The sequence below is a fragment of the Pseudomonas syringae KCTC 12500 genome, assembly GCF_000507185.2.
GTDB lineage: Bacteria > Pseudomonadota > Gammaproteobacteria > Pseudomonadales > Pseudomonadaceae > Aquipseudomonas > Aquipseudomonas syringae.
Genome location: NZ_AYTM02000002.1, coordinates 4,687,601 through 4,712,422 on the forward strand (window position 1 = coordinate 4,687,601; position 24,822 = coordinate 4,712,422).

General features: G+C 59.8%; 20 protein-coding genes and 4 tRNA genes. 20 read left to right on the plus strand and 4 right to left on the minus strand.

Annotated elements, in window-relative coordinates; translation table 11 throughout:
- Window positions 1–550 precede the first annotated feature (550 nt).
- The 8 genes from gltX to V476_RS21060 all read left to right on the plus strand — a co-directional run bounded on the left by gltX (window position 551) and on the right by V476_RS21060 (window position 5,224).
- Complete coding sequence (gene gltX, locus V476_RS21025; protein ID WP_024650137.1) at window positions 551–2,032, plus strand: glutamate--tRNA ligase; 1,482 nt, start codon at window positions 551–553, stop codon at window positions 2,030–2,032.
- 148 nt (window positions 2,033–2,180) lie between these two features.
- Window positions 2,181–2,256 (plus strand) — tRNA-Ala (locus tag V476_RS21030).
- An 88-nt stretch (window positions 2,257–2,344) separates the two neighbouring features.
- Window positions 2,345–2,420 (plus strand) — tRNA-Glu (locus V476_RS21035).
- A gap of 51 nt (window positions 2,421–2,471) precedes the next feature.
- Window positions 2,472–2,547: transfer RNA gene (locus V476_RS21040), tRNA-Ala, on the plus strand.
- Between the two features lie 46 nt (window positions 2,548–2,593).
- Window positions 2,594–2,669: transfer RNA gene (locus V476_RS21045), tRNA-Glu, on the plus strand.
- A gap of 525 nt (window positions 2,670–3,194) precedes the next feature.
- On the plus strand, window positions 3,195–3,656 hold the full coding sequence (locus V476_RS21050; RefSeq protein ID WP_024960463.1) for an acyl-CoA thioesterase: 462 nt from the start codon (window positions 3,195–3,197) through the stop codon (window positions 3,654–3,656).
- Between the two features lie 29 nt (window positions 3,657–3,685).
- Window positions 3,686–4,651: a tRNA dihydrouridine synthase gene (locus V476_RS21055; RefSeq protein WP_024960464.1), complete on the plus strand. Its 966-nt coding sequence runs from the start codon at window positions 3,686–3,688 to the stop codon at window positions 4,649–4,651.
- Window positions 4,652–4,780: 129 nt separating this feature from the next.
- Complete coding sequence (locus V476_RS21060; RefSeq protein ID WP_003316521.1) at window positions 4,781–5,224, plus strand: Hsp20 family protein; 444 nt, start codon at window positions 4,781–4,783, stop codon at window positions 5,222–5,224.
- 64 nt (window positions 5,225–5,288) lie between these two features.
- Here V476_RS21060 and V476_RS21065 read toward each other — a convergent pair whose 3' ends face one another.
- The gene (locus V476_RS21065) at window positions 5,289–7,481 is read right to left on the minus strand and encodes a putative bifunctional diguanylate cyclase/phosphodiesterase (RefSeq protein WP_024960465.1); all 2,193 of its coding nucleotides are present in this window, start codon (window positions 7,479–7,481) and stop codon (window positions 5,289–5,291) included.
- 66 nt (window positions 7,482–7,547) lie between these two features.
- Entirely contained in the window at window positions 7,548–8,420 is an 873-nt protein-coding gene (locus V476_RS21070) for a LysR family transcriptional regulator (protein ID WP_003316523.1), read from the minus strand.
- A gap of 145 nt (window positions 8,421–8,565) precedes the next feature.
- On the opposite strand from V476_RS21070, the gene leuC reads away from it, so the two are divergent.
- The 9 genes from leuC to V476_RS21115 all read left to right on the plus strand — a co-directional run bounded on the left by leuC (window position 8,566) and on the right by V476_RS21115 (window position 18,621).
- Window positions 8,566–9,990 carry a 3-isopropylmalate dehydratase large subunit gene (gene leuC, locus V476_RS21075; RefSeq protein WP_003316525.1) on the plus strand — a complete coding sequence of 475 codons (1,425 nt, stop codon included), beginning with the start codon at window positions 8,566–8,568 and terminating at the stop codon, window positions 9,988–9,990.
- A gap of 10 nt (window positions 9,991–10,000) precedes the next feature.
- Window positions 10,001–10,642, plus strand: a complete 642-nt coding sequence (gene leuD, locus V476_RS21080) for a 3-isopropylmalate dehydratase small subunit (RefSeq protein WP_003423567.1) — start codon at window positions 10,001–10,003, stop codon at window positions 10,640–10,642.
- A gap of 147 nt (window positions 10,643–10,789) precedes the next feature.
- A complete protein-coding gene (leuB, locus tag V476_RS21085) occupies window positions 10,790–11,872 on the plus strand; it encodes a 3-isopropylmalate dehydrogenase (protein WP_024960466.1) in 1,083 nt (360 codons plus the stop codon).
- A gap of 70 nt (window positions 11,873–11,942) precedes the next feature.
- Complete coding sequence (asd, locus tag V476_RS21090; protein WP_002552957.1) at window positions 11,943–13,055, plus strand: aspartate-semialdehyde dehydrogenase; 1,113 nt, start codon at window positions 11,943–11,945, stop codon at window positions 13,053–13,055.
- Window positions 13,056–13,235: 180 nt separating this feature from the next.
- Window positions 13,236–14,240, plus strand: a complete 1,005-nt coding sequence (locus V476_RS21095) for a 2-dehydro-3-deoxygalactonokinase (RefSeq protein ID WP_024692066.1) — start codon at window positions 13,236–13,238, stop codon at window positions 14,238–14,240.
- A gap of 1 nt (window position 14,241) precedes the next feature.
- A complete protein-coding gene (locus V476_RS21100; protein WP_003316530.1) occupies window positions 14,242–14,877 on the plus strand; it encodes a 2-dehydro-3-deoxy-6-phosphogalactonate aldolase in 636 nt (211 codons plus the stop codon).
- 69 nt (window positions 14,878–14,946) lie between these two features.
- Window positions 14,947–16,095 carry a galactonate dehydratase gene (dgoD, locus tag V476_RS21105; protein WP_003394509.1) on the plus strand — a complete coding sequence of 383 codons (1,149 nt, stop codon included), beginning with the start codon at window positions 14,947–14,949 and terminating at the stop codon, window positions 16,093–16,095.
- A 326-nt stretch (window positions 16,096–16,421) separates the two neighbouring features.
- Entirely contained in the window at window positions 16,422–17,732 is a 1,311-nt protein-coding gene (locus V476_RS21110) for an MFS transporter (RefSeq protein WP_024960467.1), read from the plus strand.
- Between the two features lie 79 nt (window positions 17,733–17,811).
- Window positions 17,812–18,621 carry an IclR family transcriptional regulator gene (locus V476_RS21115; RefSeq protein ID WP_024960468.1) on the plus strand — a complete coding sequence of 270 codons (810 nt, stop codon included), beginning with the start codon at window positions 17,812–17,814 and terminating at the stop codon, window positions 18,619–18,621.
- A gap of 11 nt (window positions 18,622–18,632) precedes the next feature.
- Here V476_RS21115 and V476_RS21120 read toward each other — a convergent pair whose 3' ends face one another.
- A complete protein-coding gene (locus V476_RS21120; protein ID WP_024960469.1) occupies window positions 18,633–19,685 on the minus strand; it encodes an NAD(P)-dependent alcohol dehydrogenase in 1,053 nt (350 codons plus the stop codon).
- A 179-nt stretch (window positions 19,686–19,864) separates the two neighbouring features.
- Between V476_RS21120 and V476_RS21125 the strand changes: the two genes are divergently transcribed.
- Window positions 19,865–20,758 (plus strand): AraC family transcriptional regulator, encoded by an 894-nt coding sequence (locus V476_RS21125; RefSeq protein WP_024960470.1) that lies wholly within the window; start codon window positions 19,865–19,867, stop codon window positions 20,756–20,758.
- Window positions 20,759–20,880: 122 nt separating this feature from the next.
- Here the strand turns inward: V476_RS21125 and V476_RS21130 are convergent, their stop codons facing one another.
- Window positions 20,881–22,536: an electron transfer flavoprotein-ubiquinone oxidoreductase gene (locus V476_RS21130; RefSeq protein WP_024960471.1), complete on the minus strand. Its 1,656-nt coding sequence runs from the start codon at window positions 22,534–22,536 to the stop codon at window positions 20,881–20,883.
- A 519-nt stretch (window positions 22,537–23,055) separates the two neighbouring features.
- Here V476_RS21130 and V476_RS21135 point away from each other — a divergent pair.
- Window positions 23,056–23,805, plus strand: a complete 750-nt coding sequence (locus V476_RS21135) for an electron transfer flavoprotein subunit beta/FixA family protein (RefSeq protein ID WP_003394537.1) — start codon at window positions 23,056–23,058, stop codon at window positions 23,803–23,805.
- On the plus strand, window positions 23,806–24,735 hold the full coding sequence (locus V476_RS21140) for an electron transfer flavoprotein subunit alpha/FixB family protein (protein ID WP_024960472.1): 930 nt from the start codon (window positions 23,806–23,808) through the stop codon (window positions 24,733–24,735).
- Window positions 24,736–24,822 lie beyond the last annotated feature (87 nt).

Below are 24,822 nucleotides of genomic sequence, written 5' to 3' on the forward strand. Positions count from 1 at the left end.
CCAGGCTAGCCGCACCGCGCCATGGATGGCGCGTTGCGGCGACCCCCGGATCAGTGACAGGGCGAAGGAACCCGACGAAGTCGGGCCGGAAACCGGAGCGAGGGTGTTTGCCTACTTTGGCCCCATCAAAGTAGGTCGCCGAGGGGCGAAAAGGTGACCTGAGCCGAACCTCAATCCACCTGATGGCGCAGAGCCGTCGTGTGACGCAGAGCGTCACGAACTGCATTACCACGCGAGCGTGGGAACGATATCCACGCCGAGCAGGGACTTTGCTCACTTTGGTCCCTCAAAGTGAGTCGCCGAGGGGCGAAAAGGTGACCTGAGCCGACCCTCAATCCACCTGACGGCGCAGAGCCGCCGTGTGACGCAGAGCGTCACGAACTGCATGCCAACGCGGAGGATTGGCACGATAATCAGCTGAATTTGTTTACAGCTCCGGGCGCGGAGCATGCGGAACGAGAGCCGTCCGGGCAATTGCCTTTCTTGCTGGAGCCCCATGCCCCCGGCCTGTTAACATTCCGCGCTTGATCGACCTCATTCGGGATTTTCCATGACCACCGTTCGTACCCGCATCGCGCCATCGCCCACAGGCGACCCCCACGTCGGCACGGCCTACATCGCGCTGTTCAACTACTGCTTTGCCAAACAGCATGGCGGCGAGTTCATCCTGCGCATTGAAGACACCGATCAACTGCGCTCTACCCGCGAGTCCGAACAGCAGATCTTCGACGCACTGCGCTGGCTGGGCATCGACTGGAGCGAAGGCCCCGACGTCGGTGGTCCTCACGGTCCCTACCGCCAAAGCGAGCGCGGCGACATCTACAAGAAATACGCGCAGCAACTGGTCGACATGGGCCATGCCTTCCCGTGCTTCTGCACAGCCGAAGAACTGGACGAAATGCGCGCCGAACAGCAGGCCAAGGGCGAAACCCCGCGCTATGACGGTCGTGCCTTGCTGCTCACCAAGGAAGAAGTTCAGCGCCGCCTGGATGCCGGCGAGCCACACGTGATCCGCATGAAAGTGCCGACCGAAGGCGTCTGCGTCGTCCCTGATATGCTGCGTGGCGAAGTCGAAATCCCGTGGGACCGCATGGACATGCAGGTCCTGATGAAGACCGACGGCCTGCCGACCTACTTCCTCGCCAACGTCGTCGATGACCACCTGATGGGCATCACCCACGTATTGCGCGGCGAAGAATGGCTGCCATCGGCACCCAAACTGATCCTGCTGTACGAATACTTCGGCTGGGACAAGCCGCAACTGTGCTACATGCCGCTGCTGCGTAACCCCGACAAGAGCAAGCTGTCCAAGCGCAAGAACCCCACCTCGGTGACTTTCTACGAGCGCATGGGCTTCATGCCCGAGGCGATGCTCAACTACCTGGGGCGCATGGGCTGGTCGATGCCTGACGAGCGCGAGAAGTTCTCCTTGCAGGAGATGGTCGACAACTTCGACCTGTCGCGTGTTTCGCTGGGCGGGCCGATCTTCGATATTGAGAAGCTGTCCTGGCTCAATGGCCAATGGCTGCGTGATCTGCCGGTCGAGGAGTTTGCCTCACGTCTGAAGACCTGGGCGCTGAATCCTGACTACATGATGAAGATCGCACCGCATGTGCAGGGCAGGGTAGAGACCTTCAGTCAGGTCGCACCGCTGGCCGGCTTCTTCTTCGCAGGTGGTGTCACGCCTGATGTGAAGCTGTTCGAACACAAGAAGCTGTCCCCGGAGCAGGTGCGTCAGGTGATCCAGTTGATCCTGTGGAAGCTGGAATCGCTGCGTCAGTGGGAGAAGGACCGCATCATGGGTTGTATCCAGGCGGTGGTTGAACATCTCGAACTAAAGCTGCGTGATGCCATGCCACTGATGTTCGCTGCGATCACCGGTCAGGCCAACTCGGTGTCGGTGACCGATGCGATGGAAATCCTCGGTCCTGACCTGACCCGCTTCCGGCTGCGTCAGGCCCTCGATTTGCTGGGCGGCGTTTCCAAGAAAGAAAACAAGGAATGGGAAAAGCTGCTGGGCTCGATTGCCTGAGGCATTACCTGTTCCTGTGAATCGCCCCCGGTTCTCCGGGGGTTGAATGGTAAGTGGTTGTATTACCGACAAAAAAGTTTGCAGATTGTAGAAAATAAATTTGACAGCCCTGTCACTCACGCTTAATATGCGCCCCGTCCACTGATGTGGGGCTTTAGCTCAGCTGGGAGAGCGCCTGCATGGCATGCAGGAGGTCAGCGGTTCGATCCCGCTAAGCTCCACCAAATTTAGCGTTTCAGAGTGCTGCTACACTGCTCTGGAATGATGTGAAACAAGCGGATCCAGCGACCGTTTGCTTTGCGAGAAGGTTTTGTCCCCTTCGTCTAGTGGCCTAGGACACCGCCCTTTCACGGCGGTAACAGGGGTTCGAGTCCCCTAGGGGACGCCAGTTTCACCGAGTGATGCCGGAAGGTTGATCTCCGCCGAGAGGCGTAAATCCGGGGCTTTAGCTCAGCTGGGAGAGCGCCTGCATGGCATGCAGGAGGTCAGCGGTTCGATCCCGCTAAGCTCCACCAATTTTGCCAGGGTTCATCGTTCGATGAACCTGACTGAAGGTTTTGCGTCCCCTTCGTCTAGTGGCCTAGGACACCGCCCTTTCACGGCGGTAACAGGGGTTCGAGTCCCCTAGGGGACGCCACGATTTCCCGCTATGCGGGACCAAGGGTCATTCGATTATTGAATGGCCCTTTTGTTTTTTCAGGGTTTGAAAACCCCTCCTTTCTGTTTTTATCTATTGCCACACTCAACTGTAACCGACTCTCGTGCCGATACTGCGTTGGCATGCCGTTCGGGACACTCCGCGTCCTCTATGCGTTCGCAACGCAGTGCGCCGCGAACTGCATCCTCGCGCTACAGCCCTCATGGTTATACATAAGTCTTGTGGGAGCGAGCTTGCTCGCGAAGAGGCCGGTATAGCTCCCAGGAAATAGGGGTTGGATGCATCGCCTTCGTGAGCAAGCTCACTCCCACAGGTCTGTGTCCAGTCTGCACGTACGGTTTCAGGCCTTTTATCCGGGCTTATCCAGACTTGTGTGTGACTCTGAGCGCTGTAGCGTGAAGAGCAAAAGGCGTTCCGAGGGGCGCTTTTCATGCCAGCGCGTGTGAACGCGCGCCATGACCCGCTACACTCCCGCCAATCACATCTACTCAAGCAGGAGCACGCATGGTCTGGGACCGGGCAACGCCGTTTGTCATCGATCTGAATGTCGCCGCCGAAGACATCGACGGGCTGGGGCATGCCAATAACGCTGTCTATGTGTCCTGGCTGGAGCGCTGTGCCTGGCGTCATTCGCAGTTCCTCGGGCTGGACCTTACCGAATACCGGCGTCTGGATCGGGCGATGGCGGTGGTCAGGCATGAGGTCGACTACCTCGCCAGCGCCTACGAGAACGACGAGCTGCAACTGGCGACCTGGATCGTCGACTGGGACCGCCGGCTGAAAATGACACGCTGTTTTCAGCTCAAGCGTCCTGCCGATAACCTGACCTTGCTGCGCGCGCAAACCACCTTCGTCTGCATCGAACTGTCCACTGGTAAGCCCAAGCGTATGCCTGCCGAGTTCATTGAGGGCTACGGCGCAGCCATCGCTGACAACGCCGTTCCCAATCCGCACGTCGGGCAGTAAACTGCCGGACTTTTTTTCGAGTGTGACCCATGCAAATTGCTCTGGCGCCCATGGAGGGGTTGGTCGACGACATCCTGCGTAATGTGCTGACGAAAGTCGGCGGCATCGACTGGTGCGTGACCGAATTCATCCGGGTGTCCGAGCGTTTGATGCCGGCGCATTACTTCTATAAATACGCATCGGAATTTCACCAAGGCGCGAAAACTGACGCAGGCACGCCGTTACGCCTTCAATTGCTGGGCTCTGACCCCGTGTGCCTGGCCGAGAACGCCGCGTTCGCCTGCGAGTTGGGCGCCCCCGTGCTGGATCTCAACTTCGGCTGCCCGGCCAAGACCGTCAACCGCTCGCGTGGCGGCGCAATCCTGCTCAAGGAGCCGGAATTGCTGCATTCGATCGTCAGCCAGGTACGCCGTGCCGTGCCCCAACATATTCCTGTCACCGCCAAGATGCGCCTGGGTTACGAAAATACCGATGGCGCGCTGGATTGCGCACGGGCATTGGCTGACGGCGGGGCAGAGCAAATCGTCGTTCACGCCCGCACCAAGGTCGACGGCTACAAGCCGCCGGCGCACTGGGAGTGGATTGCGCGCATTCAGGAAGTGGTCAAGGTTCCGGTGGTCGCCAACGGGGAAATCTGGACCGTTGACGACTGGCGGCGTTGCCGCGAAATCTGTGGCGCGCGGGACATCATGATCGGTCGCGGGCTGGTGGCGCGTCCTGATCTGGCCCGGCAGATCGCTGCAGCGCAGAAGGGCGAAGAGGTCGTGCCAATGACCTGGGACGAGCTACAGCCGATGCTGCGGGTCTTCTGGCAGGACTGCCTGGCGAAGATGACGCTGATTCAGGCGCCGGGTCGGCTCAAGCAGTGGCTGGTGCTGTTGACCAAAAGCTACCCCGAGGCGACCCTGATGTTCAATACGTTGCGCCGCGAGACCGACTGCGATCGCATCAGCGTATTGCTGGGCTGCGCGCCCGGTTGCTTACCCAGAAGCTGATCCCGACGAACGGTCAAAAAAATTCTGAAAAAAGTCTCTTGAAAAGCGAAGGGCTGTCCCTGTTTTGGTGATCAAGCGATGCCGAAAAAGGGTCGCGTAAATCACTCGCTGATAAACAGGAGAATTGTTATGGCTACTGCATTTTCTCTGGCTCCACTGTTTCGCAACTCAGTGGGATTCGACCGCTTCAACGACCTCTTCGAGTCGGCGGCACGAAATGAGACAACCAGCGGTTATCCGCCCTACAACGTCGAGCGGCACACCGATGACCATTATCGAATCGTGATTGCTGCAGCAGGCATGCAAGAGCAGGATCTCGAGTTGCAGGTTGAAAAAGGCGTGCTGACCGTGATCGGCAACAAGCGCGAGCAAGAAGCCGAAAACGTGACGTATCTGCATCAGGGTATTGCCCGGCGTGAATTCAAGCTGTCATTCAGGCTGGCGGACAATATCGAAGTCAAAGGGGCCGATTTGTCTCACGGCCTGCTGAATATTGACTTGGTGCGCAACGTGCCGGAAGAAGCGAAACCAAAGCGTATTCCGCTCAATAGCCAGAAAGCGCTGGAAAACTGATCCGTCAGGTGACGTTGAGTCAGCGGCATGTAACAGAGAAGGCGCCTGCGGGGCGCCTTCTTTTTTAGTCCTGATGTGCGGTTTGCTGCGCAGGCCGCTTGAGCTCCAGCAAGGACTCGAACTGCGGGCCTGGCAGTGGTTCGCTGAACAGATAGCCTTGATAGGTGTAGCAGCCGACTTTTTCCAGAAATGCCAACTGCTCTGAGGTTTCCACGCCTTCCGCGATCACGTTCAGGTTGAGGCTCTGCGCCATGGCGACGATGGCACGGATGATTTCCGCGTCGTTAGGGTCGTTGGTGGCGTCCTGGACGAAAGACTGGTCTATCTTCAGCGTATCCACCGGCAAGCGCTTGAGGTAGGTCAGTGACGAATAGCCAGTGCCGAAATCATCCATCGCAAAGCTGACGCCCAGCGCCTTTAAGCTGAGCATCTTGAGGATGGTGTCGTCCAGGTTCTGGATGACGATACCTTCGGTGATTTCCAGCTTGAGCATGGACGCAGGCAACTGATGCAGGGTCAGGCTGCGTTCCACGCGCTCGATGAAATCGTGCTGGAGAAACTGTCGCGGGCTGATATTGACGCCCATCAGGAATCTGTTTTCCGGGATCAGCCCCTGTCTTAACAGCAGGCCACCGGTTTTGCAGGCTTCGTTCAGAATATGGCTGCCGACCTCCAGAATCATCCCGCTTTCTTCAAGTATCTGCACGAACTGATCAGGCGCCAGCAATCCGTATTCGGGGTGTTGCCAACGCAGCAGGGCCTCGGCCCCGGTGATGTATTCGTTGCGACAGTCGACCTGGGCCTGGAAGTGCAGATGAAATTCGTTGCGGGTCAGTGCCAGGCGCAGGTCGTTTTCCAGGCGCAGACGCTGGCTGACGGCCTGTTGCATCGATACATGGAAAAACTGCGAAGCGTTGCGCCCGCAATCCTTGGCCCGATACAGGGCAATATCGGCGCGCTTGAGCAGATCGGCCGGGGTCAGCCCATCATCCGGAATCAGCACCACGCCGATGCTCGGTGTGACCTGCAGGCGATGGCCGTCGAGAAACATCGGTTCGGCCAGCAGGTTGCGCAGGTTGTCGGCCAGCTCCCGCACTTGCTGGGTGACCTCGTCCTGCGAGCCTTCCAGGCCGCAGATCAACACCACGAATTCGTCGCCGCCCAAGCGGGCCACGGTGTCTTCCTGGCGCACGCTGGCTTCCAGGCGCGCGGCGATGATGCTCAGAACGCTATCGCCCACCGGATGGCCGAGCGAGTCGTTGATGTGCTTGAAATGGTCCAGATCGAGAAACAGCAGGGCACCGCGCAGGTTCTGATGCTGAAGCAGCGACACTTGCTGGCTCAGGCGGTCGAGCAGCAGTGCGCGATTGGGCAGCCCGGTCAGCGGGTCGTGATAAGCCAGGTGCTGAATCTGCGCCTGGGCATTTTTAAGCGCGCCGATGTCGCGGGCATTCATCAACAGGCAGGCGGTGTTGTTCAGGGTGATGAATTCGACCGATATATCCAGTACCAGGGGCGCGCCGTGCTTGTCTCGACCGTCCATTTCCCGATGATGCACGCGGCCTTTCTGGCGCAATTCTTCAAGCATGTGTTCGCGCTGCAAGGTGTCGGTCCAGATACCGACCTCGTGCGCTGTACGGCCGAGCACTTCCTGCGCGCTGAAACCGGTCAGGCGAGTAAAACCATCGTTGACCTCGACATAGCGGCCCGAGTCGATTTCAGTGATGGTGATCGAGTCGGGGCTTGAATGAAACGCCTTGGCAAATTTTTCCTCGCTGGCCTCCAGGGCGATCTGCGCGCACTGTTGGGTAATGTCCATGAGGGTGCCGGACAGCCTGACGGGCTTGCCCTGTTCATCCCGGTAAATCCGCGCGCGGCCTTCAAGCAGGCGTGACGCTCCGTTTTTCAACTTGAACCGGTAGGTGACTTGCAGGCAGTCCTGCCCGGTTTCGAGTGCCACGGCATAGATCGCGCGCATTCGGCGGCGCTCTTCGGCAGGCAGGCTGCCGAAGAACTGCCCGCCAGACTCGTCGAAGAGCCGTGCCGGCATGCCGTGCAACAGCGCCGCGCGTGCCGAACCCTGCAGCCGGTTGCGGACGATATCCAGATCCCAGGTGCCCATTTGCGCCAGGTCCAGTGCCAGCTCCAGGCGATCACGGGTTTCCTTCAGGGCCCGCTCTGCGTCCGTCAGCGGCAGCCTGGCGGAGGCCGACTGTGCGGTAGCTTTCGGCACGGCGTTATCCGGTAGGTTGGGCATGTTATCCGAGCCTTTGATCGATGGAGCCGCCAGAGCGATCTGCCTGCGGCCTGCAGCAGCCTCTATTCACTGTGTCTGCGCATCGAGCAATTTCATGAATGCCCGTGCCGCATTCGACAGCGTGCGTTCGGTGTGCAGGATGTAGCCTAGCTGGCGATTGAGCTGTACGCCCGGCAGCGGAATGCGCGCGACCTGCTCGTCGAGCATGGTGCGTGGCAGAACACTCCAGGCCAGGCCGATGGAAACCATCATCTTGATGGTCTCCATATAGTTGGTGCTCATGGCGATGTTGGGCTTGAGGCCTTGGGCCTCGCACAATCCGCTGACAATGTGATGGGTAAACGTGTTACCGCCGGGAAATACCGCCGGATAGCGCACAATATCCTCCAGCTTCATCGGGCCGCTGTTGGCCAGCGCGTGCTCGGGTGCCGCAACGAAATCCAGCGGATCGTCCCAGACGGGCACGGCGCGAATCAGTGCATGCGGCTCGGGCGCCAGTGTAATGACTGCCAACTCGGCGCGCCCGTGAAGAATTTCCTCATAGGCAATTTCCGAATCCAGGAATTGAATGTCCAGTGCAACCTTCGGATAAGTGCGGGTAAAGGCGCGCAATATCGGCGGCAAACGATGCAGGCCTATGTGATGGCTGGTCGCCAGAGTCAACCGCCCGGTGACTTCCCCGGTCAGGTTGGTCAAAGCACGGCGGGTGTCATCCAGCACGTTGAGAATCTGGTAGGCGCGTGGCAGCAGGGCGCGTCCGGCCTCGGTCAGACTGACTTCGCGGCCCAGGCGGTCGAACAGGCGCACGTTGAGTTGCTGCTCCAGACCGGCAATCCGCTTGCTGATGGCCGGTTGGGTCAGGTAAAGGCGTTCGCCTGCCCCGGAGAAGCTGCCGGTCTCGGCGATGGCGATAAAGGCATTGAGGTTGGCCAGGTCCATGGTCAGATTCCAGTTGGTTATCCAAAGTATGAAAATTATGAATTTGAGTTATTTAAGCATATTCCATAGGATGACCGCACAAGCCAAAGGGTCATCGCCACGATTGCCCAAGGCATAGAAAGAAGCTGATGAGGAAGTACGTCCGATGGCCGGGAAAACGCTCTACGACAAGCTCTGGGATTCGCATTTGGTCAAACAGCGCGACGATGGTTCGGCGCTGATCTACATTGATCGTCATATCATCCACGAAGTGACCTCGCCGCAGGCGTTCGAAGGTCTGCGGCTGGCGAAGCGCAAGCCTTGGCGGATCGACTCGATCATCGCCACGCCTGACCATAACGTGCCGACCACCGCGGAACGCAAGGGTGGCATCGGTGCCATCGAGGATCAGGTGTCGCGCTTGCAGGTCCAGACCCTCGACGACAACTGCGACGAGTACGGCATCACCGAATTCAAGATGAATGATCCGCGCCAGGGCATCGTCCACGTGATCGGCCCGGAGCAGGGCGCAACCCTGCCAGGCATGAGCGTGGTCTGCGGCGACTCGCACACCTCGACCCACGGCGCATTCGGTGCGCTGGCCCACGGTATCGGCACTTCCGAAGTCGAGCACGTGCTCGCCACCCAGTGCCTGGTTGCCAAGAAAATGAAGAACATGCTGGTGTCGGTCGAAGGGCAATTGCCGTTTGGCGTGACAGCCAAGGACATCGTACTGGCAGTGATCGGCAAGATCGGCACTGCCGGCGGTAACGGTTACGCCATCGAGTTCGCCGGCAGCGCGATTCGCGACCTGTCGATCGAAGGGCGCATGACCATCTGCAACATGTCCATCGAAGCGGGCGCACGGGTTGGCATGGTAGCCACCGACGAGAAGACCGTCGAGTACGTCAAAGGCCGTCCGTTCGCACCCAAAGGCGCAGAGTGGGACCTCGCTGTCGAAGCCTGGAAGGACCTGGTGTCCGACCCGGACGCTGTGTTCGATACCGTGGTCAAGCTGGACGCCGCACAGATCAAGCCGCAGGTCAGCTGGGGTACCTCGCCGGAAATGGTCCTGGCGGTCGATCAGAACGTGCCGGACCCTGCGCAAGAGCCAGATCTGGTCAAGCGCGGCTCCATCGAGCGTGCGCTCAAGTACATGGGCCTGAAAGCCAATCAGCCGATTACCGATATCCAGCTGGACCGGGTATTCATCGGTTCCTGCACCAACTCGCGCATCGAAGACTTGCGCGCCGCTGCGGACGTTGCCAAAGGTCGCAAGGTGGCTTCAACCATCAAGCAGGCCATCGTGGTGCCGGGCTCGGGGCTGATCAAGGCGCAGGCCGAGAAGGAGGGGCTGGACAAGGTGTTCATCGAAGCCGGCTTTGAATGGCGTGAACCGGGCTGCTCCATGTGCCTGGCGATGAACCCGGACCGCCTGGGTTCCGGCGAGCACTGCGCGTCGACCTCCAACCGTAACTTCGAAGGTCGTCAGGGGGCCGGTGGCCGCACGCATCTGGTGAGCCCGGCGATGGCCGCTGCCGCTGCGGTGAATGGCCGTTTCATCGATGTTCGCGACCTGATCCAGCACTGAGGAGTCCCGTATGAAAGCCTTTACCCAGCACCGTGGCCTGGTCGCTCCTCTGGATCGTGCCAACGTCGACACTGACCAGATCATTCCCAAGCAGTTTCTCAAGTCGATCAAGCGCACCGGTTTCGGTCCGAACCTGTTCGATGAATGGCGTTATCTGGACGTGGGGCAGCCTTACCAGGACAACTCCAAGCGCCCATTGAACACTGACTTCGTCCTCAACCACGAGCGGTATCAGGGTGCCAGTGTTCTGTTGGCCCGGGAAAACTTCGGCTGCGGCTCGAGCCGCGAACACGCGCCGTGGGCACTGGAAGAGTACGGTTTCTGCGCAATCATTGCGCCGAGCTACGCGGACATCTTCTTCAATAACAGCTTCAAGAACGGCTTGTTGCCGATCATCCTGTCCGAGGAAGACGTCGATCAACTGTTCAAGCAGGTGGAAGCCACGCCCGGTTATCAGTTGAGTATCGATCTGCAGGCGCAGACCGTGACCCGTCCGGATGGCAAGGTCCTGAGCTTTGAAATCGATGCGTTCCGTAAGCATTGCCTGCTCAACGGTCTGGACGATATCGGCCTTACGCTGATGGACGCCGAGGCCATCGCCGGTTTCGAGAGCAAGCATCGCGCCAGCCAGCCGTGGCTGTTTCGCGACTGATTGATTGCCAGCGGATGCATGTTTGCCAGTAAGGTGCAATTGCCCCTTGCTGGCAAAAGTGTTTTCGCGGCACGCTAAATTTTCTGTGGTATCGAGCGTTTCAAGCAGGCGTTGTCAAAGACGCCGATGCACAAAATCGAGGATGTTATGAGCAAGCAGATTCTGATTCTCCCTGGTGATGGTATTGGTCCGGAAATCATGACCGAAGCGGTCAAAGTGCTGGAGATGGCCAATGAAAAGTATCAGCTGGGGTTTGAGTTGACCCACGACGTGATCGGCGGCGCGGCCATCGACAAGCACGGCGTGCCGCTGGCCGATGAAACCCTGGAGCGTGCCCGTGCGGCCGATGCCGTGCTGCTGGGTGCAGTCGGCGGCCCGAAATGGGACACCATCGAGCGCGACATCCGTCCTGAGCGCGGTCTGCTGAAAATACGCTCGCAACTGGGCCTGTTCGGCAACCTGCGTCCGGCGATCCTTTATCCGCAACTGGCCGACGCGTCGAGCCTGAAACCGGAAATTGTCGCCGGCCTGGATATCCTGATCGTTCGCGAGTTGACCGGTGGCATCTATTTTGGCGCGCCACGCGGCACGCGGGTGCTGGATAATGGCGAGCGTCAGGCTTATGACACGCTGCCGTACAGCGAAAGCGAGATCCGCCGCATTGCCAAAGTCGGTTTCGACATGGCCATGGTGCGTGGCAAGAAGCTCTGCTCGGTGGACAAGGCCAACGTACTGGCGTCCAGCCAGCTGTGGCGCGAGATCGTCGAGCAGGTTGCCAAGGATTACCCTGAAGTCGAACTGAGCCACATGTACGTCGACAACGCTGCCATGCAGCTGGTGCGTGCACCCAAACAGTTCGATGTGATCGTGACCGACAACTTGTTCGGCGACATTCTCTCCGATCAGGCGTCGATGCTCACCGGCTCCATCGGCATGCTGCCGTCGGCCTCGCTGGACACGGCCAACAAGGGCATGTACGAGCCATGTCACGGTTCTGCGCCGGACATCGCCGGCAAAGGCATTGCCAACCCGTTGGCGACCATTCTGTCGGTGTCGATGATGCTGCGTTACAGCTTCAATCTGACCGATGCGGCCGACGCCATCGAAAAGGCTGTCAGCCTGGTTCTGGATCAGGGTATCCGCACCGGCGACATCTGGTCGGAAGGCAAAGTCAAAGTCGGTACGCAGGAAATGGGCGATGCTGTAGTCGCCGCGCTGCGGAATCTGTAATCTCTCTGGCCCGCCGCCTGCTGTGTAAGCGCAGAGCGGCGGTCCCACTTTTATTCAAGGTGTAGTTGCGATGAAACGTGTAGGTCTGATCGGTTGGCGTGGCATGGTCGGTTCCGTGCTCATGCAGCGGATGCGGGAAGAGCAGGACTTCGATCTCATTGAGCCGGTGTTCTTCACTACTTCCAATGTCGGTGGCCAGGCGCCTTCGGTGGGCAAGGATGTTGCGCCCCTGAAAGATGCCTACAGCATCGACGAGCTGAAAACCCTGGACGTGGTGCTGACCTGCCAGGGTGGCGACTACACCAATGAGGTGTTCCCCAAGCTGCGCGAAGCGGGCTGGCAGGGTTACTGGATCGATGCGGCGTCGAGCCTGCGCATGCAGGATGACGCGGTCATCGTGCTTGACCCGGTGAACCGCAAGGTCATCGACCAGCAACTGGATGCGGGTACCAAGAACTATATCGGTGGCAACTGCACCGTCAGCCTGATGCTGATGGGCCTGGGCGGCCTGTTCGATGCCGGTCTGGTCGAGTGGATGAACGTCATGACCTATCAGGCGGCCTCCGGCGCCGGCGCGCAGAACATGCGTGAGCTGATCCGGCAAATGGGCGCGGTGCATGCTTCGGTGGCTGATGATCTGGCCAACCCGGCCAGCGCCATTCTGGACATCGACCGCAAGGTGGCTGAAGCCATGCGCAGCGAGTCGTTCCCTACCGAGAACTTCGGCGTGCCGCTGGCGGGCAGCCTGATCCCGTGGATCGACAAGGCCCTGCCAAACGGCCAGAGCCGCGAAGAGTGGAAAGGCCAGGCCGAGACCAACAAGATCCTCGGTCGCTTCAAGAGCCCGATCCCGGTGGACGGCATCTGCGTGCGCATAGGTGCGATGCGCTGCCACAGCCAGGCGTTGACCATCAAGCTGAACAAGGATGTGCCGATTGCGGACATCGAAGGCTTGATCAGCCAGCACAACCCGTGGGTCAAGCTGGTGCCGAACAACCGCGAAGCCAGCATGCATGAGCTGAGCCCGACGGCGGTGACGGGCACCATGAGCATTCCGGTGGGGCGTCTGCGCAAACTGAACATGGGTTCGCAATACCTGGGCGCTTTCACCGTGGGTGACCAGCTGTTGTGGGGCGCTGCGGAGCCGCTGCGTCGCATGCTGAGAATCCTGCTGGAGCGTTGAGGCTTCGGTTTCACAGCAAACCCGCTTTCCGAAAGGGAGGCGGGTTTTTTAATGGCTGATACTTTTGATTGATCGCCCTTCTTCCCTATATATGGGATTGAAATTTACATATTGAGATAAGTGTAACAACGGGTTTATAGTCGTCCTGCACTCACTTCCAAAAAAACAACAGGTGACGCAATGCAGGCGCAATTGATCGCGCTCGATTGGGGGACAACCTCACTTCGTGCTTATCGACTTGGCGAACATGGCCAGGTACTGGAACAGCGCGCATTGAGCGCGGGCATCATGCAGTTGCCAACCACGCCGCGGCTGATCGCGGGGCAGTTCTGCAGTGACGGTTTCGAACTGGCCTTTGACCAGGCGTGCGGCGACTGGCTCGATGCCCAGCCAGACCTGCAGGTGATTGCCTGCGGCATGGTCGGTAGCGCGCAGGGCTGGCGCGAGGCGGCTTACCGGGAAACGCCGGCCAGCGTCAACGAACTGAGCGCAGCGTTGCAGACCGTGCGCAGCGTGCGCGGTGTAACCGTGCACATCATCCCCGGCGTCCTGCAGCGCTCGACCCTGCCTAACGTCATGCGTGGCGAAGAAACCCAGGTGCTGGGTGTGCTGGCGGGGCTCGAAGACGGGCAGGGCAGCCAGCCTCTGCTGATCGGTCTGCCTGGCAGTCACTCCAAATGGGTGCAGGTAGAGCGCGGGCGCATCGTTCACTTCGACACCTTCATGACCGGCGAGGTCTACGCCGCACTCTGCGCACATACCATTCTCGGACGCACCATGCAGCCTGCCGAGGCGTTCGATGAGCAGGCGTTTGACCGCGGCCTGTCGATTGCTCTGTCCGACGCGGGCTCCGCGGGGCCGCTGTCGACGATTTTCAGCACGCGGACGCTCGGCCTGACCGGGCAATTGGCTGCCAGTGCGCAACCTGACTATCTTTCCGGCCTGTTGATTGGCCATGAACTGGGTGCCATCGCCAGGCTGCACCTGCACAACCACGAACAATTGCCTGCGGTGATCCTCATCGGCAGTGATTCGCTGTGCACGCGCTATGCACGCGGGCTTGCGGTTTGCGGCTTTCCCGGGGTGACATTGGCCGAGCAGGCGACCGAGCGTGGCCTGTGGCAGGTCGCCGTTCAGGCCGGTCTGATCGCGCGCCGCTCGTCCCAACACATTCGAGAGGTTTGACATGCTCAAGCAAGCATTGAAAGAAAATGGCCTGGTCGCGATTCTGCGCGGCCTGCGTCCCGAAGAAGCGCCTGCCGTGGGCGATGCGCTGTACGAGGCGGGGTTTCGGGTCATCGAAGTGCCGCTCAACTCCCCGCAACCGTTCGACAGCATCCGCTTGTTGCGTCAGCAATTGCCTGCCGATTGCCTGATCGGTGCTGGCACCGTGCTCACCGCTGAGCAGGTGACTCAGGTCAAGGATGCCGGCGGGCAAGTGATCGTTATGCCGCACAGTGACGCCAAGGTGCTGCGTGCGGCCAAGGCGGCCGGGCTGTTCCTGTCGCCAGGGGTCGCGACGCCGACCGAAGCCTTTGCGGCACTGGCCGAAGGTGCCGATGTGCTCAAGCTGTTTCCTGCCGAGCAAATGTCGCCTGCGGTGGTCAAGGCGTGGCTGGCGGTCTTGCCCAAGGGCACGATTCTGCTGCCGGTCGGGGGGATTTCGCCGGACAACATGAAGGTATTTCTCGATGCGGGCGTGAAGGGGTTTGGCCTGGGCTCCGGGCTGTTCAAACCCGGCATGAGCGTCGCAGACGTCACCGAGCGTGCCCAAGCCTATGTGGCGGCCTGGAAGCTGCACAGCGCAGCGCTTGCAGACTGACCGGCGCAGCAGACGCCGCCGTTCAGTAGCCGCTATCCAACAAGAGAATCAACAAGAGAAACCGCACCCATGAAAATCACCAAACTCACCACGTTCATCGTTCCGCCGCGCTGGTGCTTCCTCAAGGTCGAGACTGACGAGGGCGTTGTCGGCTGGGGCGAGCCAGTGGTCGAAGGCCGCGCGCACACGGTCGCTGCCGCTGTGGAAGAGCTTTCCGATTACCTGATCGGCAAGGATCCGCGCAACATTGAAGACATCTGGACCGTGCTCTACCGCGGCGGCTTCTACCGCGGCGGCGCGATTCACATGAGTGCGCTGGCCGGTATCGATCAGGCGTTGTGGGACATCAAGGGCAAGGCGCTGGGTGTGTCGGTCAGTGATCTGCTCGGCGGTCAGGTGCGTGACAAGATTCGCGTCTATTCGTGGATTGGCGGTGATCGGCCCGCCGATACGGCGCGCGCCGCCAAGGAAGCGGTCGAGCGCGGTTTTACGGCGGTGAAGATGAATGGCACCGAAGAGCTGCAGTTTCTCGACACTTTCGACAAGGTCGACCTGGCACTGGCCAACGTGGCCGCCGTGCGTGATGCAGTGGGGCCGAATGTCGGCATCGGTGTGGACTTCCACGGCCGGGTTCACAAGCCGATGGCCAAGGTGCTGATGAAGGAGCTGGACCCGTACAAGCTGATGTTCATCGAAGAGCCGGTGCTCAGCGAGAACTATGAAGCACTGAAGGAACTGGCGCCGCTGACCAGCACCCCGATTGCGCTGGGCGAGCGGCTGTTCTCGCGCTGGGACTTCAAGCGCGTGTTGAGCGAAGGCTACGTCGACATCATCCAGCCGGATGCCTCGCACGCCGGTGGCATTACCGAAACCCGCAAGATCGCCAACATGGCCGAAGCCTACGACGTCGCACTGGCGCTGCATTGCCCGCTGGGGCCTATCGCGCTGGCGGCGTGCCTGCAACTGGACGCGGTTTGCTACAACGCCTTCATCCAGGAGCAGAGCCTGGGTATTCACTACAACGAAAGCAACGACCTGCTCGATTACGTCAAGCACCCGGAAGTCTTCGACTACGACAAAGGCATGGTCAAGATCCCCAACGGCCCCGGCCTGGGCATCGAAATCAACGAAGAATACGTCATTGAACGCGCCGCCATCGGCCACCGCTGGCGCAACCCGATCTGGCGTCATGCGGATGGCAGTTTTGCCGAGTGGTAGAAAAGCAAATCCGCTAGCCATCGTTTCGGCGCTCTGCGCTCATCGCCATACATAAGTCCTGAAGCGCCTGGAAAATGGGCGTTCAGACTTCTGCCCGCAGGGCGTAGGAGCGAACGTGTTCGCGAACAGGCTTACCTGTTCTCTGAAAATGTTTCGTTTGAACAATTGTCTTCGCGAACAAGTTCGCTCCTACGGCCTTCGGCCAGAATCAAAAGCGCACTTGCGTATAACGATGAGCGCTCTGCGTGGGAACGAGAATCGGCGTGCCTTCAGCTCGGTTATATCGAAACACAGACCTCAATAAATCCAACAAGAGGCTACATTCCATGCGCACTCGAACTCTGGAGGGTGCGGCATCCCTGGTGACGCCGTCCCGCAAACGTTTCTTTATCATGGTGCTGCTGTTCATCACCGTAGTGATCAACTACCTGGACCGCAGCAACCTGTCGATTGCCGCACCAGCGCTGACCTCCGAGCTGGGCCTCGACCCGGTGCACGTCGGGCTGATCTTTTCCGCGTTCGGCTGGACCTACGCCGCCATGCAGCTGCCCGGGGGCTGGCTGGTGGACCGCGTACCGCCGCGCATTCTCTATACCGCAGCCCTGCTGCTGTGGTCCATCGCGACCATCATGCTCGGCTTCGCCGCCAGCTTCATCGCTCTGTTCGTACTGCGCATGGCGGTCGGTGCGCTGGAAGCACCTGCTTATCCGATCAACAGTCGCGTGGTCACCACCTGGTTTCCCGAGCGCGAGCGGGCTACTGCCATCGGCGTCTATACCTCCGGGCAGTTCGTCGGTCTGGCGTTTTTGACCCCGGTACTGGCCTGGTTGCAGGCGCATTACGGCTGGCACATGGTGTTTGTCGCCACCGGTGGAGTCGGCGTGCTGTGGGCGTTGATCTGGTACACGGTGTATCGCGAGCCACGTGATTTCAAAGGCGTCAATCAGCAGGAGATCGAGCTGATTCAGGAGGGCGGCGGGCTAGTGGACATCCAGAAGTATGTCGAAAAACAGAAGCAGGCGTTCAGCTGGCTGGACCTGGGCATTGTGTTGAGCAGGCGCAAGCTGTGGGGTATCTACCTGGGCCAGTTCTGCCTGAACTCGACGCTGTGGTTTTTCCTGACCTGGTTCCCGACCTACCTGGTGAAATACCGGGGTATGGACTTCATCAAGTCCGGCCTGCTGGCGTCGTTGCCGTTCCTCGCCGCATTCGTCGGTGTGCTGTGCTCGGGCTTCTTTTCCGACTGGCTGATCCGTCGCGGGCATAGCGTAGGCTTTGCACGCAAGTTGCCGATCATTGCCGGGCTGCTGATCTCGACCTCGATCATCGGTGCCAACTTCGTCGACTCCACGCCGCTGGTGATCACCTTTCTGGCGCTGGCGTTCTTCGGCAACGGTCTGGCGTCGATCACCTGGTCGCTGGTCTCGACCCTGGCACCGGCGCGCCTGCTGGGCCTGACCGGTGGCACGTTCAACTTCATCGGCAACCTCTCTGCCATCGCCACCCCGATCGTGATTGGCTTTCTGGCGTCGGGAGACTCGTTCGCGCCTGCCATCACTTACATTTCGGTCCTGGCGCTGCTGGGCGCGCTGTCGTACATCCTGCTGGTAGGGAAAGTGGAGCGTATCGAGCTCTGATGTCGACGCATCCGGACGCAGGCGGTGATAATGCCGCCGGTTTTCGATCTGAACCCTTTTGATCCGAGCAAGGCCTCTCATGCACAACGATTCGATCACCCCTGAAAAGATTACCGGCAAGGACTCCGTACCCACCGGGACTCAGACCTTGCTGCGCGGGCTGGGGGTGGTGCAGGCGGTTGCCGGTGGCGCACGGGACCTCAAGGAAATCGCCCGGCTGATCGGCACCACGCGCAGCACCACGCACCGTCTGGCCAGTTGCCTGGTCGAGGAGCGTTACCTGCGCATCGTTCCTCAGGTGGGCTATCTGCTTGGGCCGAAACTGATCGAGCTGGGGTTTCAGGCGCGTGAAGAGGTGCCCCTGGCGATGCTGGCCCGGCCGTATCTGGATCGCTTGTCCGAGCTGACCGGCGATACCGTGCATCTGGCAGTACGGGAAGGGGACGACGTGCTCTATCTGCACAAGAATCCCGGTCGCAATGGTCCGGAAATGCGTTCGCGGGTCGGGCATCGGATGCCGATGGTGCGCACCGGTATCGGCAAGGCGCTGCTGCTGGACAGTGCTCAGTCCGAGTGGCAGCGGCTGTATGAAATCAGCATGCCGAGCACAGGCAGAAATCCGCTATTGCCTGCTCATGAGCAGCAAACCTGGGAACAGTTGAAGGCACGGCGGGAGGAGTACGTAGAAGGAGGGTATGCATTCGATCTGGAGGACAACGAGCCGTCGATCCGTTGTGTCGCAGCGCCGGTACGTGATGCCAGCAAACAGATCGTTGCCGGCATCAGTGTCGCCAGTACCGTGCCCTACATGCCGTTGGAGAAGATGGCCGAGCTGGTTCCGCTGATCAAAACCATCGCAGCGGAACTCTCGGCCGATCTCGGCGGCTGATCGGCAGTCGATCAGGCCTTCAGCGTGGCCATGTCGATCACGAAGCGGTACTTCACGTCACCGGCCAGCATGCGCTCGTAGGCTTCGTTGATGTTGCGGATATCGAGCATTTCGATGTCGCAGGTGATGTCGTTCTCGGCGCAGAAATCCAGTACTTCCTGAGTTTCCGCGATACCGCCAATCAACGAACCGGCCAGCACGCGACGGCTCATTACCAGGTTGGCGGCGTGTACTGGCGGCTCGATCGGCTCGATCAGGCCGACCAGAATGTGGGCGCCGTCGAAACGCAGGGTTTCCAGGTAGGGGTTCAGGTCGTGTTGCACCGGAATGGTGTCGAGCAGGAAGTCGAAGTGCCCGGCAGCAGCCTTCATCTGTTCAGCGTCGGTGGATACGATCACATGATCGGCGCCTTGACGATGTGCTTCCTGAGCCTTGGCGGCGGAGCGGGTGAACAGGGTCACTTCAGCGCCCATGGCCTTTGCGAACTTGATGCCCATGTGGCCCAGACCGCCCATGCCCAGAATGCCGACCTTGTCGCCCGCCTTGACGCCGTAGTGCTTGAGCGGCGAATAGGTGGTGATACCTGCGCAGAGAATAGGCGCAGCAGCGGCTGGGTCGAGTTTTTCCGGGACGCGCACGACGAAGTGCTCGGCGACCACGATGCTGTTCGAGTAACCGCCCATGGTGCTGCTGCCGTCCACGCGGTCCGGCGTTGCGTAAGTCATGGTCGGGCCTTCCAGGCAGTACTGCTCGAGGTCCGACTTGCAGGCCGAGCATTCGCGGCACGAATCGACCATGCAGCCGACACCGACCATGTCACCGACTTTGTATTTAGTGGCATTGGCGCCAGTGGCAGTGACGCGGCCAACGATTTCGTGGCCTGGCATCAGTGGGTAAACAGCAATGCCCCACTCGTTGCGCGCCTGGTGAATGTCGGAGTGGCAGACGCCGCAATAAAGGATTTCGATGGCAACGTCGTCGGCACGCAGAGCGCGACGTTCGAAGGTCATCGGGGCGAGGGGAGCGGTAGCTGACTGTGCGGCGTAACCGATAGCTGTGTACATGTTTGACCTCGCAAGATGTAACGGAAGAGAGGCGAACCATTGTCCTGATACAGGCCCTTCGCGGCTATGGTGAATCCTCCGTGTTTCATGCCTATTCCTCCGGCCTGAAATTTCAGGGTCGGCGCTGAGGCGCAAATCTGCGATGATACGGCTGTCTGTTTCTCTGTCAGGCTGTGCTCATGACCTTACCTGTTGTGCTGGATGGCAATGCCACCCTCGTTTCCCTGATCCAGCCGCTGGCAGTGCGCCCGGGGTTTGTCGCTACGCCGTTGCCGGAGGTCCGCGTGCTTTCGGCGTTTGGTTATGTCGCCAGCAGCCCGCAGATCTACGAGCCGAGCCTGATGATCGTGGTGCAGGGCAGCAAGGTCGCGTGCCTGGGGCCGCGCACGTTCGAATACGGCACCGGGCATTACCTGATTCAGGCGCTCTCTGTGCCGTTCAAGTGCGAAACGTTCGCCACTCCGGAAAAGCCGCTTTACGGCGTTTCAGTGGCCATCGACCGCGTGTTGCTCGGTGAGCTGGTGCAGGCGATGGGCCCGGTCACCGGGCACGAGAGTCAGGTGCAGACGCCGGAGTCCATGACCTCGGTGCGCATCGACAACACCATGCGCGACAGTGTCGAGCGTCTGCTGCGTTGTCTGCATGATCCGCTGGAGTGTCAGGCCATGGGCCAGGCACGGATTCGCGAGGTGCTGTATACCGCGCTGCGCGGACCGCAGTCGGGGGTGCTACGTGCGCTGGTCGAACAGCAGGGGCAGTTCGCACGAATTGCCTCGGCCGTGACCTACCTGCATGAGCATTATGACCACGCGTTGAACGTCGACACGCTGGCCAGTTGCGCGAACATGAGCACGTCGACCTTTCATGAGCATTTCAAGCGCAGCACGCTGTTGTCGCCGGTGCAGTACCTCAAGCGCCTGCGCCTGCTCAAGGCTCAGCAATTGCTGGTGGCCGAGGGCCTGGGTGTGGCGCAGGTCGCGTTGAAGGTCGGCTATCAAAGCGCGTCGCAGTTCAGTCGTGAATACAAACGTTACTTTGAGCGCAGACCGGGCGAAGAGGGATGTAGGGTTTAGCTGCAAGCTTCAAGCCGCAAGCTTCAAGATCAAAGCTTGTAGCTTGTAGCTTGTAGCTTGTAGCTTGTAGCTTGTAGCTTGTAGCTTGTAGCTTGTAGCTTGTAGCTTGCAGCTGCTTCACCTCACATATTCGGGTAGGTCGGGCCGCCAGCGCCTTCCGGTGCTACCCAGGTGATGTTCTGCGACGGGTCCTTGATGTCGCAGGTCTTGCAGTGCACGCAGTTCTGCGCGTTGATCTGGAAGCGTTTCTCGCCGTCTTCCTTGGTGATGACTTCATACACGCCAGCCGGGCAGTAGCGCTGAGCCGGCTCGTCATACAGCGGCAGGTTCTTGCTGATCGGGATGCTCGGATCGGTCAGCTTCAGGTGGCAGGGCTGTTCCTCTTCATGGTTGGTGCTGGAGAGGAATACCGAACTGAGCTTGTCGAAGCTGAGCTTGCCGTCGGGTTTCGGGTAGTCGATCTTCTTCGAGTCGGCTGCGAGCTTTAGGCAGGCGTAGTCCGGCTTGGTGTCGTGCAGCGTGAACGGCAGCTTGCCACCGAAAATGTTCTGATCGATGAAGTTGAATGCGCCGCCCTTGATCGCGCCGTATTTGTGGATCGCCACGCCAAAGTTGCGGCTGGCGAACAGTTCTTCATGCAGCCAGCTGGCCTTGAAGGCGTCCACGTAGGCGTCCAGCACGTCGCCGCCTTCCTTGCCGGCGAGCAGCGCGTCGGCTACCGAATCGGCAGCCAGCATGCCTGACTTCATCGCCGTATGGCTGCCCTTGATCTTGGCGAAATTCAGCGTGCCCAGATCGCAGCCGATCAGCGCGCCGCCGGGGAAGACCATCTTCGGCAGGGAGTTCAAGCCACCCTTGGCAATCGCGCGGGCACCGTAGCTGATGCGCTTGCCGCCTTCCAGGTACTGCTTGACCACCGGGTGATGCTTGTAGCGCTGGAATTCGTCGAACGGCGAGAGGTACGGGTTGCTGTAGGATAGGTCGATGATCAGGCCGACCACGACCTGATTGTTTTCCAGGTGGTACAGGAACGAGCCGCCCGGATTGTCATCGTCCAGCGGCCAGCCGGCGGTGTGCACCACCAGCCCCTGTTCATGTTTAGCCGGATCGACTTCCCAGATTTCCTTGAGGCCGATAGCGTAATGCTGCACGTCGGCTTCGTCGTCGAGCTTGAAGCGCTTGAGCAGCTGCTTGCCGATGTGACCACGGCAGCCTTCGGCGAACAGCGTGTACTTGGCGCGCAGTTCCATGCCGGGGGTGTACAGGCCTTCCTTCGGATTGCCTTCGCGGTCGACACCCAGGTCGCCGGTGATGATGCCGCGTACTACACCGTTTTCGTCGAACAGCGCTTCCTGAGCGGCAAAGCCCGGATAGATTTCGACGCCGAGGTTTTCAGCCTGCTGCGCCAGCCAGCGGCACAGGTTGCCCAGCGAGATGATGTAGTTGCCATGGTTGTGCATGGTCTTGGGGACGAAAAAGTCCGGTATTTTCTGGGCTTTTTCGGCGTCGCGCAGCACATAGATGTCGTCGCGCTTGACCGGCGTGTTGAGCGGAGCGCCCAGTTCCTGCCAGTTCGGGAACAGTTCGTTCAGTGCGCGGGGCTCGAACACGGCACCGGAGAGGATGTGCGCACCGACTTCGGAGCCTTTTTCCACCACGCAGACGCTGATTTCCTGGCCAGCTTCAGCGGCCTTCTGTTTAAGGCGGCAAGCGGCAGAAAGCCCGGACGGGCCGGCTCCGACGATAACGACGTCGAATTCCATGTATTCGCGTTCCACAGGCTATCTCCTACTCTCAAGGCTCACGGTGTTTTTATGGGCACTGCTTTTTTGGTTGCTGCAGGCCGACGCATGGAGGTATTGAACCGCCCCGTCTTTTAATGGTTCGCATTATATCTACACCACTGCGCGGGTCCAATACAAACGTTTGTTTGAATCGGCCGCAGGCCAGATAAATCAAAGACACCAGACTCGGAACTGGCCGATTTGGCGTATTGACCGGAAAAGGCGTTGCGGTCAATATACGGGCGGTTTTGCGTTTGCCGTAGGCTGAAACGAGGTTCCCGGATTGCGGGCAATCTCTCAAAAGGCATCAGGCAGACGCGCTGCAGGCAACAGGTCAACGTCGCACGGCGCATTTTACACACCCAGCCGCTGCTTGACGGGTGACTCCCGGCTTTTATATGGCTTTTTAAAGCCGTCCGAATGGCCTGCACGCATAGCGATTGCTTGTTGAGGACACATATCGATCGCCTGGTGCCGCCGGGCGACTTCTTTTCACCGGAGAGTGAGGAATCCATGAAGGTTCTTGTAGCTGTCAAACGAGTGGTCGACTACAACGTCAAGGTTCGCGTCAAGGCGGACAACTCCGGCGTCGATCTTGCCAACGTCAAAATGTCCATGAACCCGTTCTGCGAAATCGCCGTTGAAGAGGCGGTTCGTCTTAAAGAGAAGGGCGTAGCCACCGAAATCGTCGTCGTCACCATCGGCCCGACCACCGCTCAGGAACAACTGCGTACCGCCCTGGCTCTGGGTGCCGACCGTGCCGTGCTGGTCGAGTCCGCCGAGGAACTGACTTCTCTGGCCGTGGCCAAGCTGCTCAAGGCCGTGGTCGACAAGGAGCAGCCACAACTGGTGATCCTTGGCAAACAGGCCATCGACAGTGATAACAATCAGACCGGCCAGATGCTGGCTGCTTTGAGCGGCTACCCGCAGGGTACGTTCGCATCCAAGGTTGAAGTGACCGGTGACAAGGTCGCCGTAACCCGTGAAATCGACGGCGGCCTGCAGACCGTTTCCCTGAGCCTGCCAGCCATCGTGACCACGGACCTGCGTCTGAACGAGCCACGCTACGCTTCGCTGCCTAACATCATGAAGGCCAAGAAGAAGCCGCTCGAAGTGCTGACCCCGGATGCACTGGGCGTTTCCACGGCCTCGACCAACAAGACCCTCAAGGTCGAAGCTCCGGCTGCACGCAGCGCAGGCATCAAGGTCAAGTCGGTGGCTGAACTGGTCGAGAAACTGAAAAACGAAGCGAAGGTAATCTAAATGACGATCCTGGTTATCGCTGAACACGACAATGCGACCGTAGCCCCGGCTACGCTCAACACCCTTGCTGCTGCCCAGAAGATCGGCGGTGACATTCATTTGCTGGTGGCCGGTTCCGGCGTGAGCGCCGTTGCCGACGCAGCCGCCAAAATTGCCGGTGTGACCAAGGTCCTGGTGGCCGATCACGAAGCCTACGCGCACCAACTGCCTGAAAACATCGCACCGCTGGTCGTGGAACTGGCTGCGGGCCATAGCCATGTTATGGCTGCGGCAACGTCCAATGGCAAGAACATCCTGCCGCGTGTCGCTGCGCAGCTGGATGTTGACCAGATCTCCGAGATCGTATCGGTGGTTTCCGCTGACACCTTCACTCGTCCGATCTATGCCGGTAATGCCATCGCCACCGTGCAGTCGACGGCTGCGGTCAAGGTCATCACCGTGCGTGCCACCGGCTTCGACCCGGTGGCTGCAGAGGGTGGCTCGGCCGCTGTTGAAGCGGTATCGGCTGCTCACGATGCCGGCAAGTCCAGCTTCGTTGGTGAAGAACTGGCCAAATCCGATCGTCCGGAGCTGACAGCAGCGAAGATCGTGGTTTCCGGTGGTCGCGGCATGCAGAACGGCGACAACTTCAGGCACCTGTACACGCTGGCCGACAAGCTCGGTGCGGCAGTGGGCGCTTCCCGTGCTGCGGTCGATGCCGGTTTCGTACCCAACGACATGCAGGTCGGTCAGACTGGCAAGATCGTTGCTCCTCAGCTATACATCGCGGTCGGTATTTCCGGTGCCATTCAGCATCTGGCCGGTATGAAGGATTCCAAGGTGATCGTTGCGATCAACAAGGATGAAGAGGCGCCGATCTTCCAGGTCGCCGATTACGGTCTGGTGGCTGACTTGTTCGAAGCCATCCCCGAGCTGGAGAAGCTGGTTTAAGCCACGCGCTTCCACTATAAAGAGAACCCGTTCCATTCGGGGTTCGCACACCAGCGGTTTATGGTGCGCCTGCCCGGATCGAACGGG